This is a genomic window from Kribbella sp. NPDC051936, from assembly GCF_040680955.1.
Taxonomy (GTDB): domain Bacteria; phylum Actinomycetota; class Actinomycetes; order Propionibacteriales; family Kribbellaceae; genus Kribbella.
On the sequence record NZ_JBFAXS010000008.1, the window covers coordinates 371,608 to 394,402 of the forward strand.

At 70.7% G+C, this 22,795-nt stretch carries 23 protein-coding genes; 17 read left to right on the forward strand and 6 right to left on the reverse strand.

From position 1 onward, the window contains the following. Positions 1 to 38: 38 nt before the first annotated feature. From AB0L64_RS29245 to mmuM, 9 genes are all read left to right on the forward strand, one after another. The gene (locus AB0L64_RS29245; protein WP_359930165.1) at positions 39 to 1,154 is read left to right on the forward strand and encodes a mandelate racemase/muconate lactonizing enzyme family protein; all 1,116 of its coding nucleotides are present in this window, start codon (positions 39 to 41) and stop codon (positions 1,152 to 1,154) included. Continuing rightward, complete coding sequence (locus tag AB0L64_RS29250; protein ID WP_363715159.1) at positions 1,151 to 1,831, forward strand: FadR/GntR family transcriptional regulator; 681 nt, start codon at positions 1,151 to 1,153, stop codon at positions 1,829 to 1,831. Before AB0L64_RS29245 ends, AB0L64_RS29250 begins: the two co-directional genes overlap by 4 nt. Before the next feature lie 11 nt (positions 1,832 to 1,842). Next, positions 1,843 to 2,775, forward strand: a complete 933-nt coding sequence (locus AB0L64_RS29255) for a hypothetical protein (protein WP_363715160.1) — start codon at positions 1,843 to 1,845, stop codon at positions 2,773 to 2,775. A 62-nt stretch (positions 2,776 to 2,837) separates the two neighbouring features. After that, positions 2,838 to 3,716 carry a LysR family transcriptional regulator gene (locus tag AB0L64_RS29260; RefSeq protein ID WP_363715162.1) on the forward strand — a complete coding sequence of 293 codons (879 nt, stop codon included), beginning with the start codon at positions 2,838 to 2,840 and terminating at the stop codon, positions 3,714 to 3,716. Positions 3,717 to 3,768: 52 nt separating this feature from the next. Next, entirely contained in the window at positions 3,769 to 4,683 is a 915-nt protein-coding gene (gene kdgD, locus AB0L64_RS29265; protein ID WP_363715164.1) for a 5-dehydro-4-deoxyglucarate dehydratase, read from the forward strand. Continuing rightward, complete coding sequence (locus tag AB0L64_RS29270; protein WP_363715166.1) at positions 4,680 to 5,999, forward strand: enolase C-terminal domain-like protein; 1,320 nt, start codon at positions 4,680 to 4,682, stop codon at positions 5,997 to 5,999. The genes kdgD and AB0L64_RS29270 overlap by 4 nt, the downstream gene beginning before the upstream one ends. Next, entirely contained in the window at positions 6,000 to 6,824 is an 825-nt protein-coding gene (locus AB0L64_RS29275; RefSeq protein ID WP_363715168.1) for a M55 family metallopeptidase, read from the forward strand. It begins immediately after the preceding gene. A 199-nt stretch (positions 6,825 to 7,023) separates the two neighbouring features. After that, entirely contained in the window at positions 7,024 to 7,950 is a 927-nt protein-coding gene (locus tag AB0L64_RS29280; protein ID WP_363715170.1) for an FAD-dependent oxidoreductase, read from the forward strand. Continuing rightward, the gene (gene mmuM / locus AB0L64_RS29285) at positions 7,943 to 8,806 is read left to right on the forward strand and encodes a homocysteine S-methyltransferase (protein WP_363715172.1); all 864 of its coding nucleotides are present in this window, start codon (positions 7,943 to 7,945) and stop codon (positions 8,804 to 8,806) included. The genes AB0L64_RS29280 and mmuM overlap by 8 nt, the downstream gene beginning before the upstream one ends. Positions 8,807 to 8,818: 12 nt before the next feature. Here mmuM and AB0L64_RS29290 read toward each other — a convergent pair whose 3' ends face one another. After that, positions 8,819 to 10,201 carry a PLP-dependent aminotransferase family protein gene (locus AB0L64_RS29290; RefSeq protein ID WP_363715174.1) on the reverse strand — a complete coding sequence of 461 codons (1,383 nt, stop codon included), beginning with the start codon at positions 10,199 to 10,201 and terminating at the stop codon, positions 8,819 to 8,821. A gap of 46 nt (positions 10,202 to 10,247) precedes the next feature. Between AB0L64_RS29290 and AB0L64_RS29295 the strand changes: the two genes are divergently transcribed. Then, complete coding sequence (locus tag AB0L64_RS29295; RefSeq protein WP_363715176.1) at positions 10,248 to 10,709, forward strand: carboxymuconolactone decarboxylase family protein; 462 nt, start codon at positions 10,248 to 10,250, stop codon at positions 10,707 to 10,709. A gap of 10 nt (positions 10,710 to 10,719) precedes the next feature. Next, the gene (locus AB0L64_RS29300) at positions 10,720 to 11,430 is read left to right on the forward strand and encodes an isocitrate lyase/phosphoenolpyruvate mutase family protein (protein WP_363715178.1); all 711 of its coding nucleotides are present in this window, start codon (positions 10,720 to 10,722) and stop codon (positions 11,428 to 11,430) included. Here AB0L64_RS29300 and AB0L64_RS29305 read toward each other — a convergent pair. Continuing rightward, positions 11,407 to 13,281, reverse strand: coding sequence for a hypothetical protein (locus tag AB0L64_RS29305; protein ID WP_363715180.1), 1,875 nt, complete (start codon positions 13,279 to 13,281; stop codon positions 11,407 to 11,409). The two genes, AB0L64_RS29300 and AB0L64_RS29305, sit on opposite strands and share 24 nt — an antisense overlap. 85 nt (positions 13,282 to 13,366) lie before the next feature. Here AB0L64_RS29305 and AB0L64_RS29310 point away from each other — a divergent pair, with 85 nt between their 5' ends. Next, positions 13,367 to 13,855, forward strand: a complete 489-nt coding sequence (locus tag AB0L64_RS29310) for a pyridoxamine 5'-phosphate oxidase family protein (protein ID WP_363715182.1) — start codon at positions 13,367 to 13,369, stop codon at positions 13,853 to 13,855. Between the two features lie 4 nt (positions 13,856 to 13,859). Here the strand turns inward: AB0L64_RS29310 and AB0L64_RS29315 are convergent, their stop codons facing one another. After that, positions 13,860 to 15,491, reverse strand: coding sequence for a glycoside hydrolase family 32 protein (locus tag AB0L64_RS29315; RefSeq protein WP_363715184.1), 1,632 nt, complete (start codon positions 15,489 to 15,491; stop codon positions 13,860 to 13,862). Positions 15,492 to 15,575: 84 nt separating this feature from the next. Between AB0L64_RS29315 and AB0L64_RS29320 the strand changes: the two genes are divergently transcribed. The 5 genes from AB0L64_RS29320 (at position 15,576) to AB0L64_RS29340 (ending at position 20,204) form a co-directional block, all read left to right on the forward strand. Then, positions 15,576 to 16,214, forward strand: coding sequence for a GntR family transcriptional regulator (locus tag AB0L64_RS29320; RefSeq protein WP_363715185.1), 639 nt, complete (start codon positions 15,576 to 15,578; stop codon positions 16,212 to 16,214). Positions 16,215 to 16,238: 24 nt separating this feature from the next. Beyond that, positions 16,239 to 17,450 (forward strand): amidohydrolase, encoded by a 1,212-nt coding sequence (locus tag AB0L64_RS29325; protein WP_363715187.1) that lies wholly within the window; start codon positions 16,239 to 16,241, stop codon positions 17,448 to 17,450. Then, complete coding sequence (locus tag AB0L64_RS29330; RefSeq protein ID WP_363715189.1) at positions 17,447 to 18,691, forward strand: MFS transporter; 1,245 nt, start codon at positions 17,447 to 17,449, stop codon at positions 18,689 to 18,691. The genes AB0L64_RS29325 and AB0L64_RS29330 overlap by 4 nt, the downstream gene beginning before the upstream one ends. A 68-nt stretch (positions 18,692 to 18,759) precedes the next feature. Continuing rightward, a complete protein-coding gene (locus AB0L64_RS29335) occupies positions 18,760 to 19,359 on the forward strand; it encodes a sigma-70 family RNA polymerase sigma factor (protein WP_363715191.1) in 600 nt (199 codons plus the stop codon). Continuing rightward, complete coding sequence (locus tag AB0L64_RS29340) at positions 19,356 to 20,204, forward strand: hypothetical protein (protein ID WP_363715193.1); 849 nt, start codon at positions 19,356 to 19,358, stop codon at positions 20,202 to 20,204. Before AB0L64_RS29335 ends, AB0L64_RS29340 begins: the two co-directional genes overlap by 4 nt. On the opposite strand, the gene AB0L64_RS29345 is transcribed toward AB0L64_RS29340, so the two are convergent. Genes AB0L64_RS29345 through AB0L64_RS29355 form a run of 3 tightly spaced genes read right to left on the reverse strand, consistent with a single transcriptional unit; the run spans position 20,201 to position 22,783 of the window. Next, entirely contained in the window at positions 20,201 to 21,001 is an 801-nt protein-coding gene (locus AB0L64_RS29345) for a family 1 encapsulin nanocompartment shell protein (RefSeq protein WP_363715195.1), read from the reverse strand. The genes AB0L64_RS29340 and AB0L64_RS29345 overlap by 4 nt on opposite strands. Continuing rightward, on the reverse strand, positions 20,998 to 21,966 hold the full coding sequence (locus tag AB0L64_RS29350; RefSeq protein WP_363715197.1) for a Dyp-type peroxidase: 969 nt from the start codon (positions 21,964 to 21,966) through the stop codon (positions 20,998 to 21,000). The genes AB0L64_RS29345 and AB0L64_RS29350 overlap by 4 nt, the downstream gene beginning before the upstream one ends. 4 nt (positions 21,967 to 21,970) lie before the next feature. Beyond that, a complete protein-coding gene (locus tag AB0L64_RS29355; RefSeq protein WP_363715198.1) occupies positions 21,971 to 22,783 on the reverse strand; it encodes an aldo/keto reductase in 813 nt (270 codons plus the stop codon). Positions 22,784 to 22,795 lie beyond the last annotated feature (12 nt).

The following is a 22,795-nucleotide window of genomic DNA, read 5'->3' on the forward strand; positions in this document are numbered from 1 at the left end:
GTTGTAGGACAAGTTTCCTACTTGTATGATCACTCGGCATGGACCGCATCCGCCACGTGCAGCTCAAGTCCGTCGTCCTCCCGCTCGATCAGCCGATCAGCGACGCCAAGGTGCTGACCGGGCGGCAGCGGCCGATGACCGAGGTGGTGTTCCTGTTCGCCGAGATCGCGACCGAGCAGGACCAGCACGGCATCGGGTTCAGCTACTCGAAGCGGGCCGGCGGACCGGCGCAGTACGCGCACGCGAAGGAGATCGCGGCGAACCTGATCGGCGAGGACCCGTCCGACATCGGCAAGGTGTACGACAAGCTGCTCTGGGCCGGCGCCTCGGTCGGCCGCTCGGGTGTCGCGACGCAGGCGATCGCCGCGATCGACATCGCGCTGTGGGACCTGAAGGCCAAGCGGGCCGGTCTGCCGCTCGCCAAGCTGCTCGGCGCGCACCGCGACTCGGTCCGCGCCTACAACACCTCCGGCGGTTTCCTGCACGCCCCTCTCGACGAGGTGAAGGAGCGCGCGTCGAAGTCGCTCGCCGACGGTATCGGCGGGATCAAGATCAAGGTCGGCCAGCCCGACAGCCGGATCGATCTCGAGCGGGTCCGCGCGGTGCGGGAACACCTCGGCGACGACGTACCGCTGATGGTGGACGCGAACCAGCAGTGGGACCGGCCGACGGCGCTGCGGATCGGGCGGGTGCTGGAACAGTTCGGGCTGGTGTGGATCGAGGAGCCGCTGGACGCGTACGACGCGCTCGGGCACGCGGAGCTGGCGGCGGCGCTCGACACCCCGATCGCGACCGGCGAGATGCTGTCCAGCGTCGGCGAGCACGTGCGGCTGATCGAGGCTCGCGCGGCCGACATCATCCAGCCGGACGCGCCGCGGATCGGCGGTATCACACCGTTCCTGAAACTCGCGACGCTCGCCGACCACAACGGTCTGCAGCTGGCGCCGCACTTCGCGATGGAGATCCACCTGCACCTCGCCGCCGCGTACCCGCGGGAGCCCTGGGTCGAGCACTTCGAGTGGCTGAATCCCTTGTTCAACGAGCGGCTGGAGACGGTCGACGGGCGGATGCTGGTCCCCGACCGCCCGGGGCTCGGGTTCACCACCAGCGAGCAGTGCGCGCGCTGGACGGTCGACCGCTGCGAGTTCTCGTGAGCGGGCTGGCCGATCAGATCGTCGACGACCTGAAACGGCGGATCCTCGACGGCGGGATCGCGCCGGGCGCGAAGCTGCCGGCTGAGAACAGCCTGGTCGAGGAGTTCGGGGTCAGCCGGACGGTCGTTCGCGAGGCGGTCTCGCGGCTGCAGGCGGCCGGGCTGGTGGAGACGTTCCAGGGGCGCGGGTCGTTCGTGCTCGAGGTCCCGGAGCGTACGCCGGGGTTGCGCGAGGTGCGATCGCACCGCGACGTCCTCGACCTGATGGACTTCCGGATCGGTGTCGAGAGCGAGGCGGCCGGGCTGGCGGCGATAAGGCGGACCGAGCATCAGCTGAAGGGGATCGAGCGGGCGCTGGACGACTTCCGGCGGGTCGGGGACGATCCGAGCCGGTCGGTGGCGGCCGACTTCGCGTTCCACCTGAAGGTTGCTGTTGCTTCGGGCAACCGGTTCTACGCGGACCTGGTCGGGGAACTCGGGCCGATGATGATCATGCTGCCGCGGACCCGGCTCGACCCGGCGTACGAGATGTCGGACCCCGGGCACCTGACCCGCGTGGTGCACGAGCACGAGAACATCGCCGCGGCGATCGGCCGGTCCGATGCGGAGGCGGCGCGGGCGGCGATGCGCGTGCACCTGTCCGGCACCCGGCACCGGTTGACCCAGAGCCCCGGCTAGCGTTGCGCGGCATGGCGCAGCTCGTACACGCCCGCAAGCCGGTGCCAACGCGGACGCGGGTCGAGTTCGGCGGGTCGGTCGTGCTGGGTGCGTTCGCTGTGCTGGCGTTCGCGAACGCTGTGTGGCAGGTAGCAGCGGTGCTGGCGGTCTTGGCAGTGGCGCTGCTTCCGGTGGCGTTCTTGATCGCTGGCCGGGCCGTGCGGCGGCATCCGGACCGGATCGAGGTGCGGTCCGATGGCATCACGGCCTTACGCATGTCCGGAGCCTCGTGGGAACTCGTCCGCAACGACGACAGCGTCTTGCGCATTGTGCAGTCCCAGGGCCGGCCCTATCTGCAGCTCGAGGGCATGACGTCCAGCGGCCGAATCCCCCTCGCGCGCTTCGACGTCGACGAGATCCAGGAGGCCACCCACACCGAAGGCTGGCACTGGTCCCCCGCCCGGGCTGGGCGTGCTGCTGGGCTCGCGTCGGGTGGCGGAGGCGGGGCGACCGTCCGGCGGGACACCCGCGTTCTGCTTCGGGACGGCGGTCGAGGGCCGTTGCCATGGGCTGGTAGTCGGGTCGGTCCGAAGGTTGCGATGGGGTTGGCTGTGGTGGTCGCGGCTGGGGTGATGGTGCTGGCATTCGAGGGCGGGTCGCCGGCTGCAATCGTGGCGGTTGTGCTGGGGCCGAGCATTCTGCTGGCCTTGGGCCTGGTGGGGTTGTCTGTTCGGCATGCGTTGCGGGTCAGGTTGGCTGTCACCGTCGGGCCGGATCGGGTCACGGTTGCCCACGGCACGCTCGCCTCGCAGGTGGTGCAGCGGACGGCGGTCACCTCCAGCACAACCGGCCGGCGGTACGTGCGCCTTCGCGGCCCGGACGGCAAGACCCTGCTGTACGTCCCGCTCAACCCGCAGCGCACCGCCGTACTGAACGCCCTCTCCGCGAACGGCTGGCCTGTCTAGCTGGGGGGTGGATCATGCGCGTCCAAGGCCGATGTGGCATCGAGTGATACCTTTCCTGCATCATGTTTTCGCTCGACCAGCTGAGCGCGTTCGTCGCCGTCGCCGAGGAGCTGCACTTCGGCCGCGCCGCCGAACGGCTGAACATGACCCAGCCGCCGCTGAGCCGTCAGGTGCAGAAACTCGAGCGCGCCGTCGGCGCCCGGCTGCTGGAACGCGACAACCGCAAGGTCGAGCTGACCGAGGCGGGGCAGGCGTTCCTCACCGAGGCGCGCCGGCTGCTCGCGCTCGTCGAGACCGCGGGCGATCTCGCCCGCCGGGTCGATCAGGGCGCGGCGGGGACGCTGCGGCTCGGGTTCACGGCCACGTCGGCGATCCGGACGCTCGGCCCGCTGCTGCGCCGGCTGTCCGAGGAGTTGCCGGACGTCGACGTGATCCTGCACGAACGGGTCACGCCCGCACAGATCGACGGCCTGCTGCGTGGCGAGCTGGACCTCGGGCTCGGGCGGCCGCCGTTCGACTCCGGCGTCCTGGACTCCCGGATCGTGTCCCGCGAACCGCTGTGCGCCGTTGTCCCCGGCAACCATCGGCTCGCCGCCCTCGGCCGGCCGCTGACGTCGGCGGACTTCAGCGGCGAGCAGGTGATCAGCTACTCACCGACCCAGGCCCGGTACTTCCACGAGCTGACGGTCCGGTTCCTCGCCGAGTCGCATCCCCGGATCGAGCAGCGGGTGCAGCAGATCCTGACCGTGGTCCTGCTGGTGGCGGCCGGCCGCGGTGTCGCGCTGGTGCCCGCGTCGGCCCGGCACCTCGGCGTCGAGGGTGTGACGTACTGCGACCTGGACGGCCCGGGCAGCCCGGTCGAACTGCACGCGATCTGGCGCCGCGACGCGACCAGCCCGGTCCTGCAGCGCGTCCTCACGATGCTTCCAGAGCATCATTAGATCCAAAATCGATCTTGGACAGGTATCCACCGACGTTCTTACGCTGACCGGCGTGACCCATTACTCCCCCGCAGAACTCGCCGCGCAGCTGAAGACCGGGCTGCTGTCGTTCCCCGTCACGCACTTCCACGCCGACCTCAGCTTCAACGAGGCCGGGTACCGCGAGCACCTGTCCTGGCTGAGCCGGTACGACGTCGCGGGCCTGTTCGCCGCGGGCGGCACCGGCGAGGGCTTCTCGCTGACACCGGCGGAGATCGACACCGTCGTCCGGACGGCCGTCTCGGAGGTGAACGGGCGCGTGCCGGTGATCGCGCCGGCGACCGGCGGGACCGCGTCGGCGGTGGCGGGTGCGCGAGCGGCGGAGGAGGCAGGCGCGGACGGGATCCTGGTGTTCCCGCCGTACCTGACCGAGGCGGGTCAGCGTGGTTTGATCGAGCACGTGTCGGCGGTCTGTCGCAGTACGAGCCTCGGGGTGACGGTCTACAGCCGGGCGAACGCGATCCTCACCGACGTGACGGTCGCGGAGCTCGCGGACCGGAACCCGAACCTGGTGGGCTTCAAGGACGGCGTCGGGAACGTCGAGCAGATGACGCGGACCTACGCGCGAGTCGGTGAGCGGCTCACGTACGTCGGCGGGCTGCCGACGGCCGAGACGTTCGCGCTGCCGCTGCTGCAACTCGGGTACAGCACGTACTCGTCGGCGATCTTCAACTTCGTCCCGGAGTTCGCGCTCGGCTTCTACGCCGACGTGATCGCACAGGACCGCGCCTCGGTGTACCGGAAGCTGAACCAGTTCGTGCTGCCGTACCTGGACATCCGCGACCGAACCATGGGGTACGCCGTGTCGATCGTGAAGGCCGGCGTGAACGCGATCGGCCGCGGCGCCGGGCCGGTCCGGCCGCCGCTGCAGGACCTCGGCGACGAGGAGCTCGCACAGCTCACCGAGTTGATCGGCAAGGTCAGATGACCCCAACCGTCACCGCGGTGCAGGTCGTGCCGGTCGCCGGGTACGACAGCATGCTGCTCAACCTGAGCGGCGCGCACGGTCCGTTCTTCACCCGCAACGTCGTCATCGTCACCGACAGCTCGGGCAACACCGGCCTCGGCGAGGTCCCCGGCGGCGAGAAGATCGCCGCGACGATCCGCGAAGCCGCTCCCCTGCTCGTCGGCCAACCGCTCGCCCGCTACCGATCCCTGCTCCACACCGTGTCCACCAGATTCCAGGGCCTCGACAGCGGTGGCCGTGGACTACAGACGTTCGACCTCCGCACGACGGTGCATGCGGTGACAGGTCTCGAGTCGGCGCTGCTGGATCTCCTGGGGCAGCACCTCGGCGTGCCCGTCGCGGATCTGCTCGGGGAAGGACAGCAACGCACCGCGGTCCCCGTGCTGGGTTACCTGTTCTACGTAGGCGATGCGACCCAAGCAGACCTGCCCTACCGGACGGAGGATGCCGGCGACAGGTGGTCGGAGTTGCGTCGGCGGCCGGCGCTGACTGCTGATGCGATTGTCGAGCTGGCTGTGGCGGCTCAGGAGCGGTACGGGTTCGCGGACTTCAAGCTGAAGGGCGGCGTCTTCGATCCGCATGTCGAGATCGACGCGGTCCGGGCGCTGCACGACCGCTTCCCGTCCGCGCGCATCACCGTCGACCCGAACGGCGCGTGGCTGGTCCGCGAAGCCGTCGCGGTCTGCTCGGGTCTGGACGGCGTCCTCGCGTACGTCGAGGACCCGTGCGGCGCCGAGCCCGGGTTCTCCGGGCAGGAGACGATGGCCGAGTTCAAGCGGCAGACCGGTCTGCGGACGGCCACGAACATGATCGCGACCGACTGGCGCGAGCTGGCGCACGCGATCCGCACCGACGCCGTCGACATCCCCTTGGCGGATCCGCACTTCTGGACGATGGCCGGATCGGTGCGCGTCGCCCAGCTGTGTCACGACTTCGGGCTGACCTGGGGCTCGCACTCGAACAACCACTTCGACATCTCGCTGGCGATGTTCACGCACGTCGGCGCGGCCGCACCGGGTGAGATCACCGCGCTCGACACGCACTGGATCTGGCAGGACGGTCAGGCGCTGACCAAGGACCCGCTGCGGATCGCCGGCGGCGAGATCGCCGTACCGGCACGACCTGGGCTCGGGATCGAGCTCGACCGGGAGGCGCTGGCCGCCGCCCACGAGCTGTACCTGGAGCACGGCCTCGGCGCCCGCGACGACGCGATCGCCATGCGGTATCTGGTCGAGGACTGGGAGTTCGACCCGAAACGGCCTTGTATGGTGCGTTAGATGAAGGTCTTCCTCTCCACGGACATGGAAGGTACGGCGGGGGTCGTCGACTGGAGCCAGGCCCGCGGACCCGCCACGGAGTACGAGTACTACCGGGGACAACTGCAGGCCGAGGTGAACGCCGCGATCGACGGCGCGCTGGCCGCGGGCGGCACCGAGTTCCTGGTGAACGACTCGCACTCGACGATGCAGAACCTGCGCCCCGACGAACTGCACGGGCGCGCGAGCTACCTGTCCGGGAAGCACAAGCCGCTCTACATGATGCAGGGGCTGGACGAGTCGTTCGACGCCGCGTTCTTCGTCTCGTACCACGGGTCGGCGGGCGCGACGGGGTCCGTGCTGCACCACACGTACAACCCGCGGGCGATCGCCGAGGTCCGGCTGAACGGTGTGATCACCGGCGAGGCCGGGATCAACGCCTTGGTGGCGCTCGCCTGCCGGGTGCCCGTCGTGCTGATCTCCGGCGACCGGATCACGATCGACGAGGCGCAGGCGTTCTGCCCGGACATCGAGTCGGTCGTGGTGAAGGACTCGGTGTCGCACAACGCCGCGCTGTCGGTCCATCCCGAGCGGGCCCGCGAGCTGATCCACGACGGCGCCCGGCGCGCGCTCGCCCGGCTGAGCGACATCCGGCTGCCGAGCATCACGCTGCCGGCCGAGCTGACCGTCCGGTTCCACACCCGGGCCTTCGCCGAGCTGGCCTGCGAGCTGCGCGGCGTCGAGCGGCGCGAGGAGAGAGTCGTTGTCTTGCGCAACGACGATCCGCTGCAGCTTTACCGGACCTTCATCGCGACCGTCCTGCTGAGCCGCGGCGTCAGCGACTAGGTTGGCGACTTCGACGGTTCTACTCGCTCGCCGTCAACGTCCACTGAGCGCGGCAGCTCGACAGTACGTATACGTCCACTGGACAGTCGGCAAGGACCGGCGCACGCCTGGGAGTCGCGCCCACGGGCGGACACCTCCTGTCGAGCTGCAGATTCGTTGCCGGGTGGTGCGATGTCGGTGCGTGCGTAACACTGGGTGAATGCGCGTGATCGTTGTCGGTGCGGGCGTGATCGGGCTCAGCTGTGCCATCCGGCTCGCGGAGGGCGGGTACGACGTGGCGGTGTTCGCCCGCGACCTGCCGCTGGAGACCACGTCGTCGGTGGCGGCCGCGATCTGGTACCCGTACCTGTCGGCGCCGGAAGATCGAGTGGCCGGCTGGTCGCGGACGTCGTACGAGGAGTTCGCGAAGCTGGCGGAGGTCGAGCCGTCGGTGCAGCTGCTGCACGGGCGGGAGTTCCTGGTGGAGCGGACGCCGGATCCGCGCTGGGCCGACGTCCTGCCGGATCTCACCCGGGTCGGCTCGCCGCCGGTCGGGTTCGCGGACGGGTGGTCGTTCACGACGCCGGTGATCGACATGCCGGCGTACCTGCCCGCGCTGGTGAAACGGCTCGAGGCGGCCGGCGGGACGCTGACCCGCGCGGCGCTGTCCGCGCTGCCGACCGGAGCCGATCTCGTCGTGAACTGCACGGGGCTGGGCGCCCGGCTGACCGCGAGCGACCCGACCGTGACACCGGTCCGGGGGCAGGTGCTGACGGTCGAGCCGTGCGGGCTCACCGAATGGCTGCTCGCGGACCGCTCGCCGGACGAGATGACGTACGTGGTCCCGCGCCGCAACGACGTCGTCGTCGGCGGCACCAGTCAGCCCGGCGACTGGAATCTGACGGTCGACCCGAAGACCTCGTCGGAGATCCTGGAGCGCGCCGCCGAACTGGTTCCCCAACTCCGCACGGCGAAGGTCATCCGGCAGCGCGTGGGGCTGCGACCGGCGCGACCGACGATCCGGTGCGAGCTCGTCCGCACTCGCTCGGGTGAGCCGATCATCCATTGCTACGGCCACGGCGGCAGCGGCGTCACCGTCTCCTGGGGCTGCGCGGACGAGGTCTTCGAACTTGTCCAAGGTGTCTGACCGGCCGGTCATCCTGGACGGCGGTCTGTCGAACGCGCTCGAGGACCGCGGCCACGACCTGGCGGACGCACTGTGGTCGGCTCGGCTGCTGCGGGACGATCCGGCCGAGATCGCCGCGGTGCACCGCGCGTACTACGAGGCCGGCGCGATGGTCGCGACCACGGCGAGCTACCAGGCCAGCGTGCCCGGCTTCGAGCGTGCCGGCGTCGACCGCTCCGAGGCCGAGCGCCTGATCACGAGCTCGGTGCGGATCGCCCGCGAGGTCCGCGACGAGTTCCCCGGACGGCTGGTCGCTGCCTCCGTCGGCCCGTACGGCGCGATGCTCGCCGACGGTTCGGAGTACCGCGGCCGGTACGGCGTCAGCTCGACGGTCCTGCGCGACTTCCACGGTCCGCGGCTGGATCTCCTCGCCGCTGCGGGACCTGATCTGCTGGCCGTCGAAACCATCCCCGACACCCAGGAGGCCGAGGTCCTGGCCGAACTCCTGCGTGATCTCGACCTCCCCGCCTGGTTCTCCTACTCGATCGAGGGCGACCGCACCCGGGCCGGGCAACCCCTCGCCGAGGCGTTCGGCATCGCGGCCGTCGACCAAGTGGTTGCTGTCGGCATCAACTGCTGCCGTCCCGCGGACGTCCTGCCCGCCGTCCGGACCGCGGTCGCCGCCACCGGCAAACCCGCGATCGCCTATCCCAACCGCGGCGAGTCCTGGGACCCGATCGCCCGCCGCTGGATCGGCGACGGCACCGGCCCGGCGACCTTCGCCCCCGATTGGCTGGCGGCCGGAGCGACGTACATCGGCGGTTGCTGCCGAGTCGGCCCGGACGACATCCGCCGCCTCAGTTCTCTGAGTGGATGAGCCGTTCGTCCCTCAGACACCCAGGACCTGGCAGAGGAGGTCGAGGGCGCCGGGGTAGGCATGGTCGGGTGGTGTGCCGTAGCCGACGATCACGGCTTGGCGGGTGGCCGGCGTGGGGTCGAAGTGGTACGTCGTGAGCGTGGTCAGGCCGAGGCCCTGCCGGGCGGCCCGGCTGACGATGTCCTCGGCGTCCCCGGGCACGTCGAGCAGGACGTGCATTCCGGCCGAGATGCCGGCGACCTCGACGGTCGGCGCACGGACCGCGAGCAGCTCGACCAGGCGGTCGCGGCGACGCCGGTAGTGCAGGCGGGACCGCCGTACGTGCCGGTCGTAGTGGCCGGAGGCGATGAACTCCGCGAGGACGAGCTGTTCCAGCGTCGCGGTCTGGTAGTCGGCGGTCCGCTTCGCGGCGACGACCGGCTCGATCAGGCGCTGCGGCAGCACCATCCACGCCAGCCGCAGTCCGGGCGCGAGGCTCTTGCTCGCCGTGCCGGTGTAGACGACGCGCTCCGGGTCGAGCGCCTGCAACGCCCCGACCGCCTGCCGGTCGTAGCGGAACTCGCCGTCGTAGTCGTCCTCGATCAGCACCGCTCCCGACTCCCGCGCCCATTCGACAGCAGCCGTACGGCGATCCGGCGCCAGCGGCACGCCCGTCGGCATCTGGTGCGCCGGCGTGAGCAGCACCCCCTGCCCGGTCAGCCGCGACGTCTGCGCACCCAACTCGTCCACCGGTACGGCGGCCACCTCCAGGCCGCGGGCCCGGATGACGTCGCGATGCAGCCCGTACCCGAACTCCTCGACCGCCATCGTCGTCCCGCCGAGCGTCCGGACCGCCTCGCCGAGCAGGCTCACAGCCTGCACGTAGCCCGAACAGATCAGGATCCGTTCCGGGTCGGCGCGGACGCCGCGCGCCCGGGCGAGGTAGTCCGCGAGCACGGTGCGCAGCTCGATCCGGCCGCGCGGATCGCTCAGCCCGAACGCCTCGTTCGGCGCCGAGATGAGCGCCTTGCGTGCCGCCGCCAGCCACTCGGTCCGCGGGAACGTCGCCACGTCGGGCGCTCCCGGCGTCAGGTCGTACCGGAAGGTGCGGGCCTCGGGCAACAGCACGGACGGCGCCGGCGGCACGGCAGCCCGGTTCGCGACGACCGTCCCGGAGCCCTGCCGCGCCGTCAGCCACCCCTCCGCGACCAGCTGCCCGTACGCGTCCGCGACTGTGTTCCGCGCGATCCCGAGGTCCTTGGCCAACGACCGCGACGACGGCAACCGGGTCCCGGCCACCAGCCGCCCACTCCGGATCGACTCGTGCAACGCCCGCACCAGATCCCCCCGGCCGCGCGCCGCGCCGAGCTCCAGATGCAGGTCGGCTCCGCTGGAATTGGCCCCCGAATCCTCCATAGAAGTGGACCATACACCTGGGCCGATCCGGCCGTAGGTTGGAGGTATGACAACGACGACGCGGCGGGTCAAGCTCGCCAATCTGGCCCCCGACTTCTACCAGGCGATGATCGAGCTGGACCGGGTGTCCGCCACCGGGCTGGATCCGAAGCTCGCGCACCTGGTGCGGATCCGGGCCTCGCAGATCAACGGGTGCTCGTACTGCACCGACATGCACTCCCTCGACCTGCTGCAGTTCGGCGCGGACCAGCAGCAGCGGATCGCCCTGCTCCCGGTCTGGCGGGAATCGGCGAAGTTCTACACCGAGCAGGAGAAGGCCGCACTGCAGCTGACCGAGGCGATCACGCTGATCAGCGTGGACCACGTCCCGGACGACGTGTACGACGTCGCGGCGCAGGCGTTCGACGAGAAGGACCTGGCGCGGCTGATCTCGCTGATCATCACGATCAACATGTGGACCCGGGTCGGGGTGACCGGGAAGATGGAGCCCGGTCACTACAAGCCGTGAGGTCGCATCGATGACTGCCGAGAAGTTGAGGGCCCAGCACCACGGCGGCACTCCCCTGGTCCTCCCCAACGCGTGGGACCCGGTCAGCGCCCGCCTGGTCGCCGAGGCCGGGTTCGCCGCCGTGGCCACCAGCAGCGGAGCCGTCGCCCGCGTGCTCGGGTACGACGACGGGCAGCTGACCCCGCCGGAGACGATGTTCGCCGCCGTCGCGCGGATCGCCGGCGCGGTCGACGTACCGGTGACGGCCGACATGGAGGCCGGGTACGGCCTGCCACCGAAGGAGTTCGCGGAGCGGTTGCTGGAGACCGGCGCGGTCGGCTGCAACCTCGAGGACTCGGCCGGCGGCGCGCTGGTCGACGTCGCGCGGCAGGCCGACTACCTGGCCGAGGTGCGGGCCGCCGCGGGAGCCGAGCTGGTGATCAACGCCCGCGTCGACACCTTCATCCGCCCGGTCGACGACCCGGTCGGCGAGGCCGTCCGGCGGGGGCGCGAGTACCGTCGCGCCGGCGTCGACTGCGTCTACCCGATCCTCGCGCCGCTGGACCAGCTGGCCCAGGTGGCGGCCGAGGTCGGCGGGCCGATCAACGGCCACGCGAAGGTCGGCGGCCCGACGCCGGCCGAGCTCGCCGCCGCCGGCGCCACCCGGATCTCCTACGGGACCAGCGTGCACGACTACCTGATGGCGCAGCTGCGGGAGCTACTCCCGACGCTCACGTCGTAAGGCGTAGACGAGCGCCCAGTCCTGGTCGTTCGCGAGCGGATCGGCAACGTGGGCGGGCTGCCCGTTGACGCAGCTCGGGTACACGAACGCGCAGGTCGCCGATCCGTCCGCGGCGAAGCTGACCAGGTTCGCGCGGAGGATCGCGTCCTCCGCGCGGTCCAGCCAGGCGGCGTCCGCGGGCGTGACGAGTTCGCGCGGCCAGGCGGCGTACACGACCGCACTCAACGCGGACCAGTAGTGCGGGAAGACGTCGCCCCACAGCCGCAGCCGCCCGAACCAGTAGCCGTCCCAGTGCCGGATCGGGACGTGCCGCAGCCGGACGTCGGGCTGGTCGGCGGCGAACGCGGTCAGCCATGGGAGGCGCCGGGTCAGCTCGGCGCCGTCGATCTCGTCCGGCGCGATTCGATACGCCGCGACGAGCAGTTCGAGCAGCGGGGCGACCATCGACTGCTCGTAGTTGACCTCGTGCGGCGGAAGCTCGTCGCCGTACGAGACGAAGGTCTTCGCGTGCCGGACCAGGTGGTCGTGCAGGCCGAGCTCGCTGAGCAGCGGGCCGAGGTCGAAGGCGAGGAAGTGGTCGCCGCCGAGCTCGTAGTACCGGTCCAGGACGCGGGTCGCGCCGGCGCGATCGCCCTGGCCGAGCAGGAAGCGGGCGAACCACGGGAAGTTGTACAGGCGGACGGCATTCTGGTGGATGCTGTCGTCCTGGATCGTGCCCTGGTCGTCGAGCAGATGGTCGCGGACGAACTGCTCGTAGCCGGCCAGCGCCTCGTCCAGCTCGGCGCGGTCGCCCCACCCGCGGTCGCGGACCTCCTGCAGCAGCAGCGCCATGCCGACGCGTTCACGGGCATCGGACCAGTCGCGCCACGCGCTCGAGAGGACTGTGAGGCCGCTGTCGTTGTCGTACGGCACGAACGCGTACTTGCGGGTGTCGTCGAGCTCGGGCCGGCGTTGCCGGTCCAGCACGAACCGTGCCCGGCGCTCGGCGACCTGCCGGAGCGGTTCGTGGAACAGTACGGCGATCCGCGCGTTGCCATCCGGCGCTTCGACGTACTGGATGCCCGGCTCGGTGCTGGTGATCTCGCGGCCGTCGTGCAGCCGGATCGTCTCGCCGAGCTCGGCCGCGAGGCGGTCGGCGCCGATCAGCGGTGCGCGGTCCGCGTGGAAGGCGGGCAGGTCGTCGTACCAGGCCAGCTGCCAGGTCCAGCGGTACGACTGGCCGGGGTACAGGACCTTGGTCGGCTGGCCGCCCATCGCGTGCGGCGCGCGGGCGTGGTCGGTGACGTGGAGGTAGATGTGGCCGCGGATGTTGCTACTCGTGCCGGGCTCGCGGGACTCGACCGAGTACGCCCAGAGCTCGCCTTCCTCGAGCTGCAGGCCGAGCCCCGGACCGCTGCCGTCCATCGGCACCGCCCACACCCAGGCGTCCGCGCCGCCGGTCCAGACATGGGCGTGCACCGCACCGGTGAGACTCTCCCGGCTGGACGTGTAGACGTCGCGGTACGGCGTACTGATCGCCAGCGACCCGATCTCGACCGGATCCGCGCCGGTGTTGCGCAGCTCGTACGTCTCGGTCCACCGCTCGCCGAATCGGCGGCCGACGCGCAGCTCGAGATCGCCGAACCGGTACATGAGGTCGATACCGCTGCTCCGCCACCGGGTGAACGCGGGGGTGTCGAACCGGTGCGCGCCGCGATCGGTGATCACGAAGCCCTTGCCCCAGGCGTGCAGGCTGTCGTGCACGACGCCCTCGTCCAGCAGGATGCGTCTGCCGTCCGGGTGCAGCACCTGCGCGACCGAGCCGTCGTCGGCGAGCTGGACCGTCCCGCGACCGAAATCAAAACTTTCCACGATCCGCCAACCTATCGATGTCGAGAACCGCCGGGCGGCTCCGTCCCCCTGATGAGAACCGACCTCCGCAGCGATGGGAACCGAGATGAACAAGCAGCAGATCGCCGAGATCCTCGCCAAGCCGTACGCGCGGCAGCTCCTCGACGGGCCGGAGCCGGCCCGGTTCGCCTACGACGGCCTGGACGGGGACCCGCGGGTCGTCCCGATCGGCTTCTGGGTCGAGGGCGACCAGATCTTGATCGCCACCGTGCCGAAGGCCGCCAAGGTCGCCGCGCTCCGGAAGAATCCGAAGGTCGCGCTGACCATCGACACCGGGGCGTTCCCGCCCAAGGCCCTGCTGCTGCGCGGCACCGCCGAGCTCAGCACTGTCCCGGGTGTCCCCGAGGGCTACCTCGTCGCCGGTCACAAGGTGATGACCGACGAGCAGTACCCGGCCTGGGAGGCCGGTGTGAAGGGGCTGTACGACGAGATGGTCGTCATCACGATCACGCTGACCTGGGCCAAGCTGCTCGACTTCGAGACCACGATCCCGAAGGCCGTCGAGGACCTGATCAAACAGAAGAGCGCGAGCTGACCGGTTACGGCCAGATCGAATCGAGCTCGGCGACCTCGAGGCGTTCGATCGTGCAATCGGCTCCGGTCGCGGTGAGAGTGAGCTCGTGGTGACCCGGCTGGACGCAGGCCGTCAGCGAGGCCTCACCGTCGTTGGCGAAGACCTCGACGGACGTCATGTCCACGAGGATGTCGAGCTTGGTGAGCGCGGTGATCGTCGGCTGTTCACTGTCGAGTACAGCGACGCTGCCCGACGTCACCGAGACTCGCGTGCCACAGATGTCGAACGCCAGCTCGCCGTCCGCCGGCACGGCCACATCGCAGGTGATGCGGAGCAGCGGCCACGCCGTACCGATCCGCCAGGGACTGTCTGCCGGCAGTACCCGGGCCGGCCAGGTGTTCCGGTCGCGCTCCAGGCTCGCGAGCTCGGTCACCGGCGTGCGGAACAGCCGCAGGCCGTCCGCGGTGCGATGCAGCGTCAGGTCGCAGGGGATGCTCACCTGCTGGTTGAACGGCATGTTCGGGTAGCGGCCGCCGCGCATCCAGGCGACCTGGACGCGGCGCGGGGCGGGATCGGCCGCCCAGCTCTGGGTAGCGTAGAAGTGCGGCCCGCCGTCGACCTGCAGCTGCGGTGTCTCCTCGACGAAGGCCTGCCCGTCGAAACTGCCGACCGAGTAGCGGCCGTCGCCGCGCACGAGGACCCAGCGCGACTCGTCGGTGCCGGCGACCGGGAGCTCGAAGAAGTCCGGGCATTCGAAGCTGTCCGCGATCGAGCTGTCCAGCAGCTCCCAGTGCAGCAGGTCGTCGGAGCGCAACAGCTGGTACCGGTCGTCGCCGTACAGCACCATCACCCACTGCGAGCGCCGATGATCGCGGAACACCATCGGATCGCGCTCCGGCAGGTCAATGATCGGGTTGCCGGCGTAATGCGTCCAAGTCCGGCCGCGGTCGAGGCTGTACGAGACGCACTGCGAACGGTTGTCGTTGCGTGACCAGAAGGCGACCATGGCCGGCTCCCCGCCGGGCTCGCCGAGGCCGGAGGTGTTGCCGACGTCGACGACGCAGCTGCCCGACTGTACGCCGGTGTCGAGGGACTCCTCGAAGAACGCCGGCTGGAGCTCCGTCCAGTGCACCAGGTCGTTGCTGACGGCATGGATCCAACACTTGTTCCAGCGCTGCGCGAACAGGTGGTACTCGCCCTCGTGGAAGACCAGACCGTTGAGGTCGTTGAGCCAGCCCTCCTCGCGCTCGACCGGGTTCAGCCGGTGCATGGCCCACTGCCGGGCCGTGAAGTGCAGCTGCGGGCGCAGCGCCTCCCGGTACAGCGGGGGTCTCATCGTGTCGACCGCCGGGGTCGAGCTCGGCACGATGTCGGTCACGTGGACGTCGCTGTGGCCGGCCTCGGAGACGATCTCCAGATGCGCCTCCTGACCGAGCTTGTCCGTCAGGTCGAAGGAGGCCGGGTGCGGCCGCTCGGTGCCGCGGCCGGTCTCGGTGCGGACGATCTCGCCCTTGACGACGACGTTCAAGCAGGTCTTGTACTCGTAGTCGCCGCCGCCGATCAGGAAGTTCAGGTACGGCTGCGAGATCACGAACGGCGCCGAGACGCGCCGTCCGCGCGCGGATGTGGTCCAGGTCAGCGGTTCCGGTGCCTCCATTGCGCGGACAGTAGCACCTGATTCGCCCGCGGACCCGCTGGTACGACATGCTGGACAATGGCATACCAAACTCTGGAGAGGCCGATGAGCGAAAGCCGGGAGTCGGAGACCGAGCGGGTCACACGGCAACTGCGGGACGAGATCCTGGACGGCGCACGACTGCCGGGTGAGCGGCTGGTCGAGCGGGAGCTCGCGGCCGCGCTCGACGTCAGCCGGGTGCCGGTGCGCGAGGCGCTGAAGGCGCTCGTCGGCGAGGGACTCGTGACGTTGCGGCCGCGGTCGTGGGCGGTGGTGCGGACGTTCACCGACTCCGACATCGCGGACCTGAGCGAGGTCCGGTCCGCGTTCGAGCCGCTGACGTTCCGGCTCGCGGCGGAGCGGCGTACCAGGGCCGGACTCGACCGCCTGCGGGCCGTTCTGGACGAGCAACTCGGCGCGGCGCGAGCCGGGGACGCCGTCGTCGCGCGGCGCACGGCGGCCGACTTCCACGAGCTCGTCACCGAGTTGGCGTCGAACGAGCTGCTCGTCGAGATCGAGCGCCCGTTGCGCAGCCGGATGCGCTGGCTGCTGACCCAGCACGACGACCTGGTCGCGGTCGCCGACCAGCACCAGGAGCTGTTCACCGCGATCGCGAACCGCGACGTCGAGGCCGCCGAACGGCTGGCCGGCGAACACCTCACGCAGTCCCGGTCCCTGATCCGGAACAAGCGCGCGAGCGAGTAAGGATTTTGGTATACCATTCCCCGCATGACCTCCTTGCTGCTGGCTGACGTGCGCCCCTGGGGCGGCGACCCGGTCGACGTGACGATCGTCGACGGCGTGATCTCCGACCTCTCTCCCGCCGGGAGCGGCACAGCGGCCGCGGAGCGGATCGAGGGGCGGATCGAGGGGCGGATCGAGGGGCGTGGCCTGCTCGCGCTGCCCGGGTTCGTGAACGCGCACGCGCACGTCGACAAGAGCTGGTGGGGTCAGCCGTGGGTGTCGTACGGCGGGGAGCCGACGACGCAGGGCCGGATCGCCCACGAGCGCGCCGAGCGGGACAAGTACGGCATCCCGAGCGTGAGCGGTGCGCAGGCCGTGCTGCGTGAGTTCCTCCGGCACGGTACGACGGCCACCCGCACGCACGTCGACGTCGACCTCGGGGTCGGGCTGCGCGGCATCGCCACGGTGCGCGATGCCGCGGCCGCGCTCGACGGCGCGGTCGATGTGGAGATCGTGGCGTTCCCGCAGGACGGTGTGCTCCGGCGTCCCGGCGTCCTCGACCTGCTCGACCAGGCCGCCGCCGAAGGGGCGACGAGCATCGGCGGTCTGGACCCGGCGACGATCGACCGCGACCCGGTCGGCCAGCTGGACGCGCTGTTCGAGGTCGCGGCCCGGCGCGGGGTCGGGATCGACATCCACCTGCACGACCGCGGCGACCTCGGCGGCTTCCAGTACGAGCTGATCGCCGAGCGCACCGTGCAGGCAGGGCTGCAGGGCAAGGTGAACGTGTCGCACGGGTTCGCGCTCGGCGAACTGCCGCCGGCGCGGCGGGCCGAGCTGGTGGACCAGCTCGGCGCGGCCGGGATCTCCTGGACCACGGTCGCCCCGCCGACGTCGGCGCCGTTGCCGTTCCGCGAGATGCGCGCGGCGGGAGTTCCGCTCGGCCTCGGCACCGACGGCATCCGTGACCTGTGGTCGCCGTACGGCGACGGCGACCTGCTGCAGGTCGCCCGCGGTTTCGCCCGGCTGCACGGGCTCCGCACCGACGAGGACCTGACGTACGCCGTCGAGCTTGCGACGACGTACGGCGCCGGGTTCGTGCACCGGGCGAACCATGGCCTCACCGTGGGCGCGCGGGCCGACATCGTGCTGCTCGACGCCGAGAACGCGCCGGACGTGCTGGTGCGCGCGCCGCGTCGCGAGCTCGTGATCGCCGGCGGGCAGGTCGTCGTCCGCGACGGCGAGCTCCGGGTGTGAGCACCGGTACGACGGTCGGGCGGACGCTGGGCTCACTGCGGGACAACCGCGTCTTCCGGCTGTTCTGGTTCTCGAACCTGTTCTTCTTCGGCGGTGTCTGGACGCAGACACTCGTGCTCGGGTGGCTCGCCTGGGAGACGACGCACTCCGACTTCCTGGTCGCGGTCTACACGGCGGTGCGGCTGGCGCCGTTGCTGCTAGGGCCGTTCGCGGGGGCGTTCGCGGACCGGCACGACCGGGTGCGGTTGCTGATCGTCGCGGCGTCCTGGGCGCTGGTCGCGGTCAGCACCGTCGCCACGCTGGCGTCGCTCGGCAAGGCGTCGTACTGGGTGCTCGTGGTCGGCGGACTGGCGATCGGGCTCGCGCAGTCCCCGTCGCAACCGGCCCGCGCCTCGCTGGTGATGGACCTGGTCGGCCGGCAGAACCTCAGCAACGCGAACGCGCTGAACTCGATGGCGCTCAACATGACGCAGGTGATCGGCCCCGCGATCGGTGGGCTGCTGATCACCGGGCTCGGCGCTGCGGCCGCGTTGTGGGTCTCGACCTTCTGGTACGCCGTCTCGCTGGTCACGCTGCTGCCGTTGCGCGGCCGCGGCCGAGTGGCCGGCGCGCACGCCGGGTCGGCGATCCGGATGGTCACCAGCGGTCTCCGCGACCTCGCGAGGAACCGGCTCGCCTCGACGGTGCTCCTGGTCACGCTGGCCGCGAACACGCTGCTGTGGCCGGTCGCCCAGTCCTTCATGCCGGTGTTCGCCCAGGAGTCGCTCGGACTGGACGCGGCGGGACTCGGCTGGCTGCTCACCTGCGCCGGCGTCGGCGGGCTGACCGGTTCGCTGGTGATCGCCTGGCTCGGCGACTTCCGGTTCAAGGGCGGCCTCTTCGTGATCGGTACGGCGCTCTGTGGCACACTGTGGTCCCTCTTCGCGCTGTCCCACGACAGGATCGTCGCGTTCGTCCTCACAGCCGCGATCGGTGTGATGAGCGCCGCGTTCGGCGTATTCCAGACGACGCTGCTCCTGATGACCACCGACGAGTCCCTGCACGGTCGCGCCCTGGGCGTCCAGGAACTGGCGATCGGCATCATGCCGGTCGCCTCCCTCGCCCTCGGCGCGTTCGCCGAGCACTACGGCGTCGGCAGGACAACCTTCGTCAGCGCCCTGCTGCTGGTCGTCCTGGTCGCCGCGCTGGCGATCTGGACTCCGAGCCTGCTGCGCTACAGCGGTTCCGGCTACGGTGACTGATTGACCCACCCGGGAACCTTTCCCGCCCGCCCGACACGTTGCAGGTGTCAGGCGAGAACGGAGGGTCGATGGGGGTTCACCTAGTGGACGACGGGCCGGTGACGGCGTCCGACGGATGGCTGTGGGACCGCGCGGCCGAGGGCGATTCCGAGGCGTTCGGGCAGTTGTACGACAGACACGCGCAGGCGATCTACGGGTTCCTGTACCGGCGGACCGGCTCGTGGAGCGATGCCGAGGACCTCACGTCCACGGTGTTCCTGCACGCCTGGCGGCGGCGCGCGGACGTGGTCCTCGACCGGGACTCGGCACTCCCCTGGCTGCTGCGGACCGCCGACTACACCGTGCGGAACGAGTGGCGGGCCAAGCTCCGGTACCGCCGGGCGCTCGCGGCGGCGCACGTGCTCGTCCATGACGTCCGCGACCACGCCGACGACGTCGCCGGCCGGCTCGACGACGACCGTCGGGTCCAGCAGGCCCGGGAGTCGCTGCGGCGGCTCCCGAAGCACGAGCGCGAGATCGTCGAACTCTGCATCTGGGCCGGTCTCGACCAGCAGGCCGCCGCGGTCGCCCTCGACGTACCGCTCGGCACGGTCAAGTCCCGGCTGTCGCGGGCCCGCAAGCACCTGCGCGAACTCAATCTTCCTTCTCCGATGGAGTCACCGGCATGATCACCTCTCCTCCCGACCTGCGCCCCGAGACCCGCGAACGCCAGCGCGCCGAGCTGACCGCGATCGTCGCGCACGAGGCGGCCCACAAGCCGCGCGGCCGCGTCGTACCGCTGCTGGCCGCGGCGGCCGTCCTCGCCGTGACGGCCGGCCTCGCGTTCGGCGTACCGGCACTGCGCCGTGACGACGGGCAAGCTCCCGCGACCCAGCCGCCGCAGGCGGTGGCACCTCTGAACGACGCCGACAAGGCGCGGTTCGCGAAACTCTGCGCGCAGCATCTCCAGCTGCCGAGCCGCTCCCCGGAGTCGGTGCGCTACCAGGTCCTCGACGGGTTCCGGTTCACGAACCCTCCGGCGGACGCGTACACGACCTCCTGGGTGGTCGTCCGAGAGTCCGGCCTGTGGACCACCTGCGGGCTGGACGCCGAGGGCACCATCAAGCAGTCCCTTCCGCAGGGCGACAACCAGGACCTGTATCGCGCGGTCGAGCCCCGGATGATCGGCGCCGGCGCCTACGCCGCGCACATCAAGCGCATCACCGTTGCCGTCGGAAACCAGGAGCCGGTCGAGGCGGTACTGCGGAACGGCTTCTTCTACACCGCGGTGCCCTACATCCAGGTCCGCGGCCCGCACGTCGACTCGGCCCGTCGCGTGTACGTCGTCCGCGGGTACGACGCGACGGGCAAGCTCGTGTACACCAGCCCGCAGACCGATGGCGAGGCCGCGGCCCTCAGCAGGGCGTGTTACCTCGACCCGAACGGCAAGCTGAGCGTCTGGCAGAGCGACAACCCGCACCCGGACCCGAAGACCTGCCGCCAGGGCTACTTCTGGAACTACGGGCCGAACTAACGGACCACGACGCTCGACTCCGCGGTGAGGGCCAGGAACGTCAGCGACTCCTGCAGGTACAGCTGGACGGTGTCGGCGTCGTGCGAGAGGTACCCGATCGAGAGGTCCTGACCGAGGTGCAGCTCGTAGTCGCCGCCGCGCGTCGACACCAGCAGCGCGCCCTCGAGCGCCGGCGCCCAGATGATCTCGCCGTCGCCGATCAGCCGGGAGAGGTGCTCGCGGATCGGGTAGCCGTGGTCGGTGGTCTCCGCGACCGCGGTGTACGTGTCGGCGGACAGCAGCAGGCTGTACGGACCGCTGACCCCGGCCAGGCGCAACGCGCGCAGGGCCTGGGCGACGGTGTCCGGCAGCTCGCGCGGATCGGCCGGCAGGGAGAGGACCGGATTCGACGAGCTCGGGGCGAGGCCGGTGATCCCGGCCGCGCCGGAGCCGTGGAAGACCAGGTGGTCCTCGGCGTACGCGATCTGCTTCGCGGCGTCCTTCACCGGCTGCCAGTCGGAGTCCTTCGCGCCGCGCTCGACGTCGTCGACGGCCTGCCGCGAGACGGTGAACGGAACCCGCAGCTCGATGATCGGCTGCGCGGTCCGGCGGAGCGCGAGCACTCCCTCGCCCGGCGCCTCGACCGGCTCGGTGTGCCCGGTGCCGACCGCGGACAGGCCCGGCCCGGCCGGGCCGACGAGGTCGACCACGCGGCGGCCGGCGATGTCCCGGGTGAAGGTCCGCCGGGCCTCCTCCTCGATCTCGCCCCACGCGGCGTCCGAGACCGGGGCGAGCTCGCGGTGCAGGTTGTTGGTCATGCGTGACTCCCTTTCAGACTGCCGATGCCCAGCGAGCCGTCCGCGCTGGTGGTGGCCGGCTGGTCGCCGGCGAGGAACGCGGCGGTCGGCACGAAGAACAGGCTGCCGGTGACCGCGGTCGAGAAGTCGAGGATCCGGTCGTGGTTGCCGGGCGGCTCGCCGGCGAACATCCGGCGCAGCATCCGCTCGATCACGTCCGAGGTCCCGGCGTACCCGATGAAGTAGGTGCCGAACTCGGCGGATCCGGGCGCGCCGAAGGCCATGTTCTCGCGCACGATCCGCCGCTCGGTCCCGTCCGGGTCGACGATCGTGGTGACCGCGACGTGCGAGTTCGCGGGCTGGTCGGTGAGCTCGATGTCGGCGAGTTTCGACCGGCCGATCACCCGCTCCTGCTCCGCGACCGGCAGCGCCTGCCACGCGTCGAGGTCGTGCAGGTACTTCTGCACGATCACGTAGCTGCCGCCGGCGTACGCCGGGTCCTCGGCGCCGATCGTGACCGCGGCGACCGCCGCCGCACCGGACGGGTTCTCGGTGCCGTCGACGAAGCCGAGCAGGTCGCGCTGGTCGAAGTACTTGAACCCGTGCACCTCGTCGCGGAGGTTGACGTGGCCGGCCAGCCGGGCCATCACCTGGCGGGCGAGCTCGAAGCACAGATCGAGGCTCCGGGCGCGCAGGTGGAACAGCAGATCGCCGTGCGTCGCCGGGGCGGTGTGCTTGGCGCCGGACACGCCCCGGAACGGATGCAGGCCGCGCGGCACCGGCTGGCGGTACAGCCGGTGCCAGAGGGAGGCGCCGATGCCGGCCAGGCAGCTGAGCTGGTCGTCCGGCACCCGGAAACCGACCGATCGGGTCAGCCCGGCGAGGTCGGCCAGCACGTCCCGCGCGACGCTCTCGGATCCAGGACGTACGTCGAGCACGAGGAAGATCGCTGCCTTCGCGGGCTCCCGCAGCACCTCCTGGATCATGGTGTCAGGACCACCACTTGCCGCTCTGCGCCAAGGCGTCCGCCGTCAGATGGGTGGTGTCCAGGGCGTCCAGGTCGGCGACCTGTGCGTCGTCCAACTCGAAGCCGAAGACGTCGAAGTTCTCGACGATCCGGTCCTGGTGGATGGACTTCGGGATGACCGAGAGGCCCTTCTGGATCGCCCAGCGGATCAGGACCTGCGCCGGTGTCCGGCCGGTCGCCGCGGCGATCCGCGCGATCACCGGATCGTCGAGGTGCCGGCCGGTGCCGAGCGGGCTGTACGCCTGCACGACGACGCCCGCCTCCTCGCACGCCTCGACGAGCCCCTTGCGGTACTCGAACGGGCTGAACAGGACCTGGTTCGCGACCGGCTGGATCCGGGCGATCTTGTTCACCTCGGCCAGTTCGGCGGCGCTGAAGTTCGAGATGCCGATGCCCTTGGTGAGCCCGGCGTCGACCGCGGCCTCCATCGCCGGCCAGGCCCACGTCGGCCCGCCCTGCGGCCAGTGGATCAGGTACAGGTCGAGGTAGTCGGTGCCGAGCCGCTCGAGACTCTTCTCCGCCTCGACCCGCGCGTCCTTGCCGCCCGGGTAGAACTTCGTCGTCAGGAAGATCTCCTCGCGCGGGATGCCGCTCTCCCGGATCGCCTTCCCGACACTGGTCTCGTTGCGGTAGGCCTGCGCGGTGTCGATCAGCCGGTAGCCGGCCTCGAGCGCCCACGTCACGGCACGCTCGCACTCCACCCCGTCGTCCACCTGCCAGACCCCCAGGCCGAGCACCGGGATCTCAGTTCCGTTCGAGAGCGTGCGAGTCGTCATGCTCTCCTTCTA

Bases quoted from the DNA above. Each gene is read 5' to 3' on its own strand.
- AB0L64_RS29245 (WP_359930165.1), top strand. From the start codon at position 39: ATGGACCGCATCCGCCACGTGCAGCTCAAGTCCGTCGTCCTCCCGCTC.
- AB0L64_RS29255 (WP_363715160.1), top strand. From the start codon at position 1,843: ATGGCGCAGCTCGTACACGCCCGCAAGCCGGTGCCAACGCGGACGCGG.
- AB0L64_RS29260 (WP_363715162.1), top strand. From the start codon at position 2,838: ATGTTTTCGCTCGACCAGCTGAGCGCGTTCGTCGCCGTCGCCGAGGAG.
- AB0L64_RS29270 (WP_363715166.1), top strand. From the start codon at position 4,680: ATGACCCCAACCGTCACCGCGGTGCAGGTCGTGCCGGTCGCCGGGTAC.
- AB0L64_RS29275 (WP_363715168.1), top strand. From the start codon at position 6,000: ATGAAGGTCTTCCTCTCCACGGACATGGAAGGTACGGCGGGGGTCGTC.
- AB0L64_RS29280 (WP_363715170.1), top strand. From the start codon at position 7,024: ATGCGCGTGATCGTTGTCGGTGCGGGCGTGATCGGGCTCAGCTGTGCC.
- AB0L64_RS29290 (WP_363715174.1), bottom strand. From the start codon at position 10,201: ATGGAGGATTCGGGGGCCAATTCCAGCGGAGCCGACCTGCATCTGGAG.
- AB0L64_RS29295 (WP_363715176.1), top strand. From the start codon at position 10,248: ATGACAACGACGACGCGGCGGGTCAAGCTCGCCAATCTGGCCCCCGAC.
- AB0L64_RS29300 (WP_363715178.1), top strand. From the start codon at position 10,720: ATGACTGCCGAGAAGTTGAGGGCCCAGCACCACGGCGGCACTCCCCTG.
- AB0L64_RS29310 (WP_363715182.1), top strand. From the start codon at position 13,367: ATGAACAAGCAGCAGATCGCCGAGATCCTCGCCAAGCCGTACGCGCGG.
- AB0L64_RS29315 (WP_363715184.1), bottom strand. From the start codon at position 15,491: ATGGAGGCACCGGAACCGCTGACCTGGACCACATCCGCGCGCGGACGG.
- AB0L64_RS29320 (WP_363715185.1), top strand. From the start codon at position 15,576: ATGAGCGAAAGCCGGGAGTCGGAGACCGAGCGGGTCACACGGCAACTG.
- AB0L64_RS29325 (WP_363715187.1), top strand. From the start codon at position 16,239: ATGACCTCCTTGCTGCTGGCTGACGTGCGCCCCTGGGGCGGCGACCCG.
- AB0L64_RS29335 (WP_363715191.1), top strand. From the start codon at position 18,760: ATGGGGGTTCACCTAGTGGACGACGGGCCGGTGACGGCGTCCGACGGA.
- AB0L64_RS29340 (WP_363715193.1), top strand. From the start codon at position 19,356: ATGATCACCTCTCCTCCCGACCTGCGCCCCGAGACCCGCGAACGCCAG.
- AB0L64_RS29345 (WP_363715195.1), bottom strand. From the start codon at position 21,001: ATGACCAACAACCTGCACCGCGAGCTCGCCCCGGTCTCGGACGCCGCG.
- AB0L64_RS29350 (WP_363715197.1), bottom strand. From the start codon at position 21,966: ATGATCCAGGAGGTGCTGCGGGAGCCCGCGAAGGCAGCGATCTTCCTC.
- AB0L64_RS29355 (WP_363715198.1), bottom strand. From the start codon at position 22,783: ATGACGACTCGCACGCTCTCGAACGGAACTGAGATCCCGGTGCTCGGC.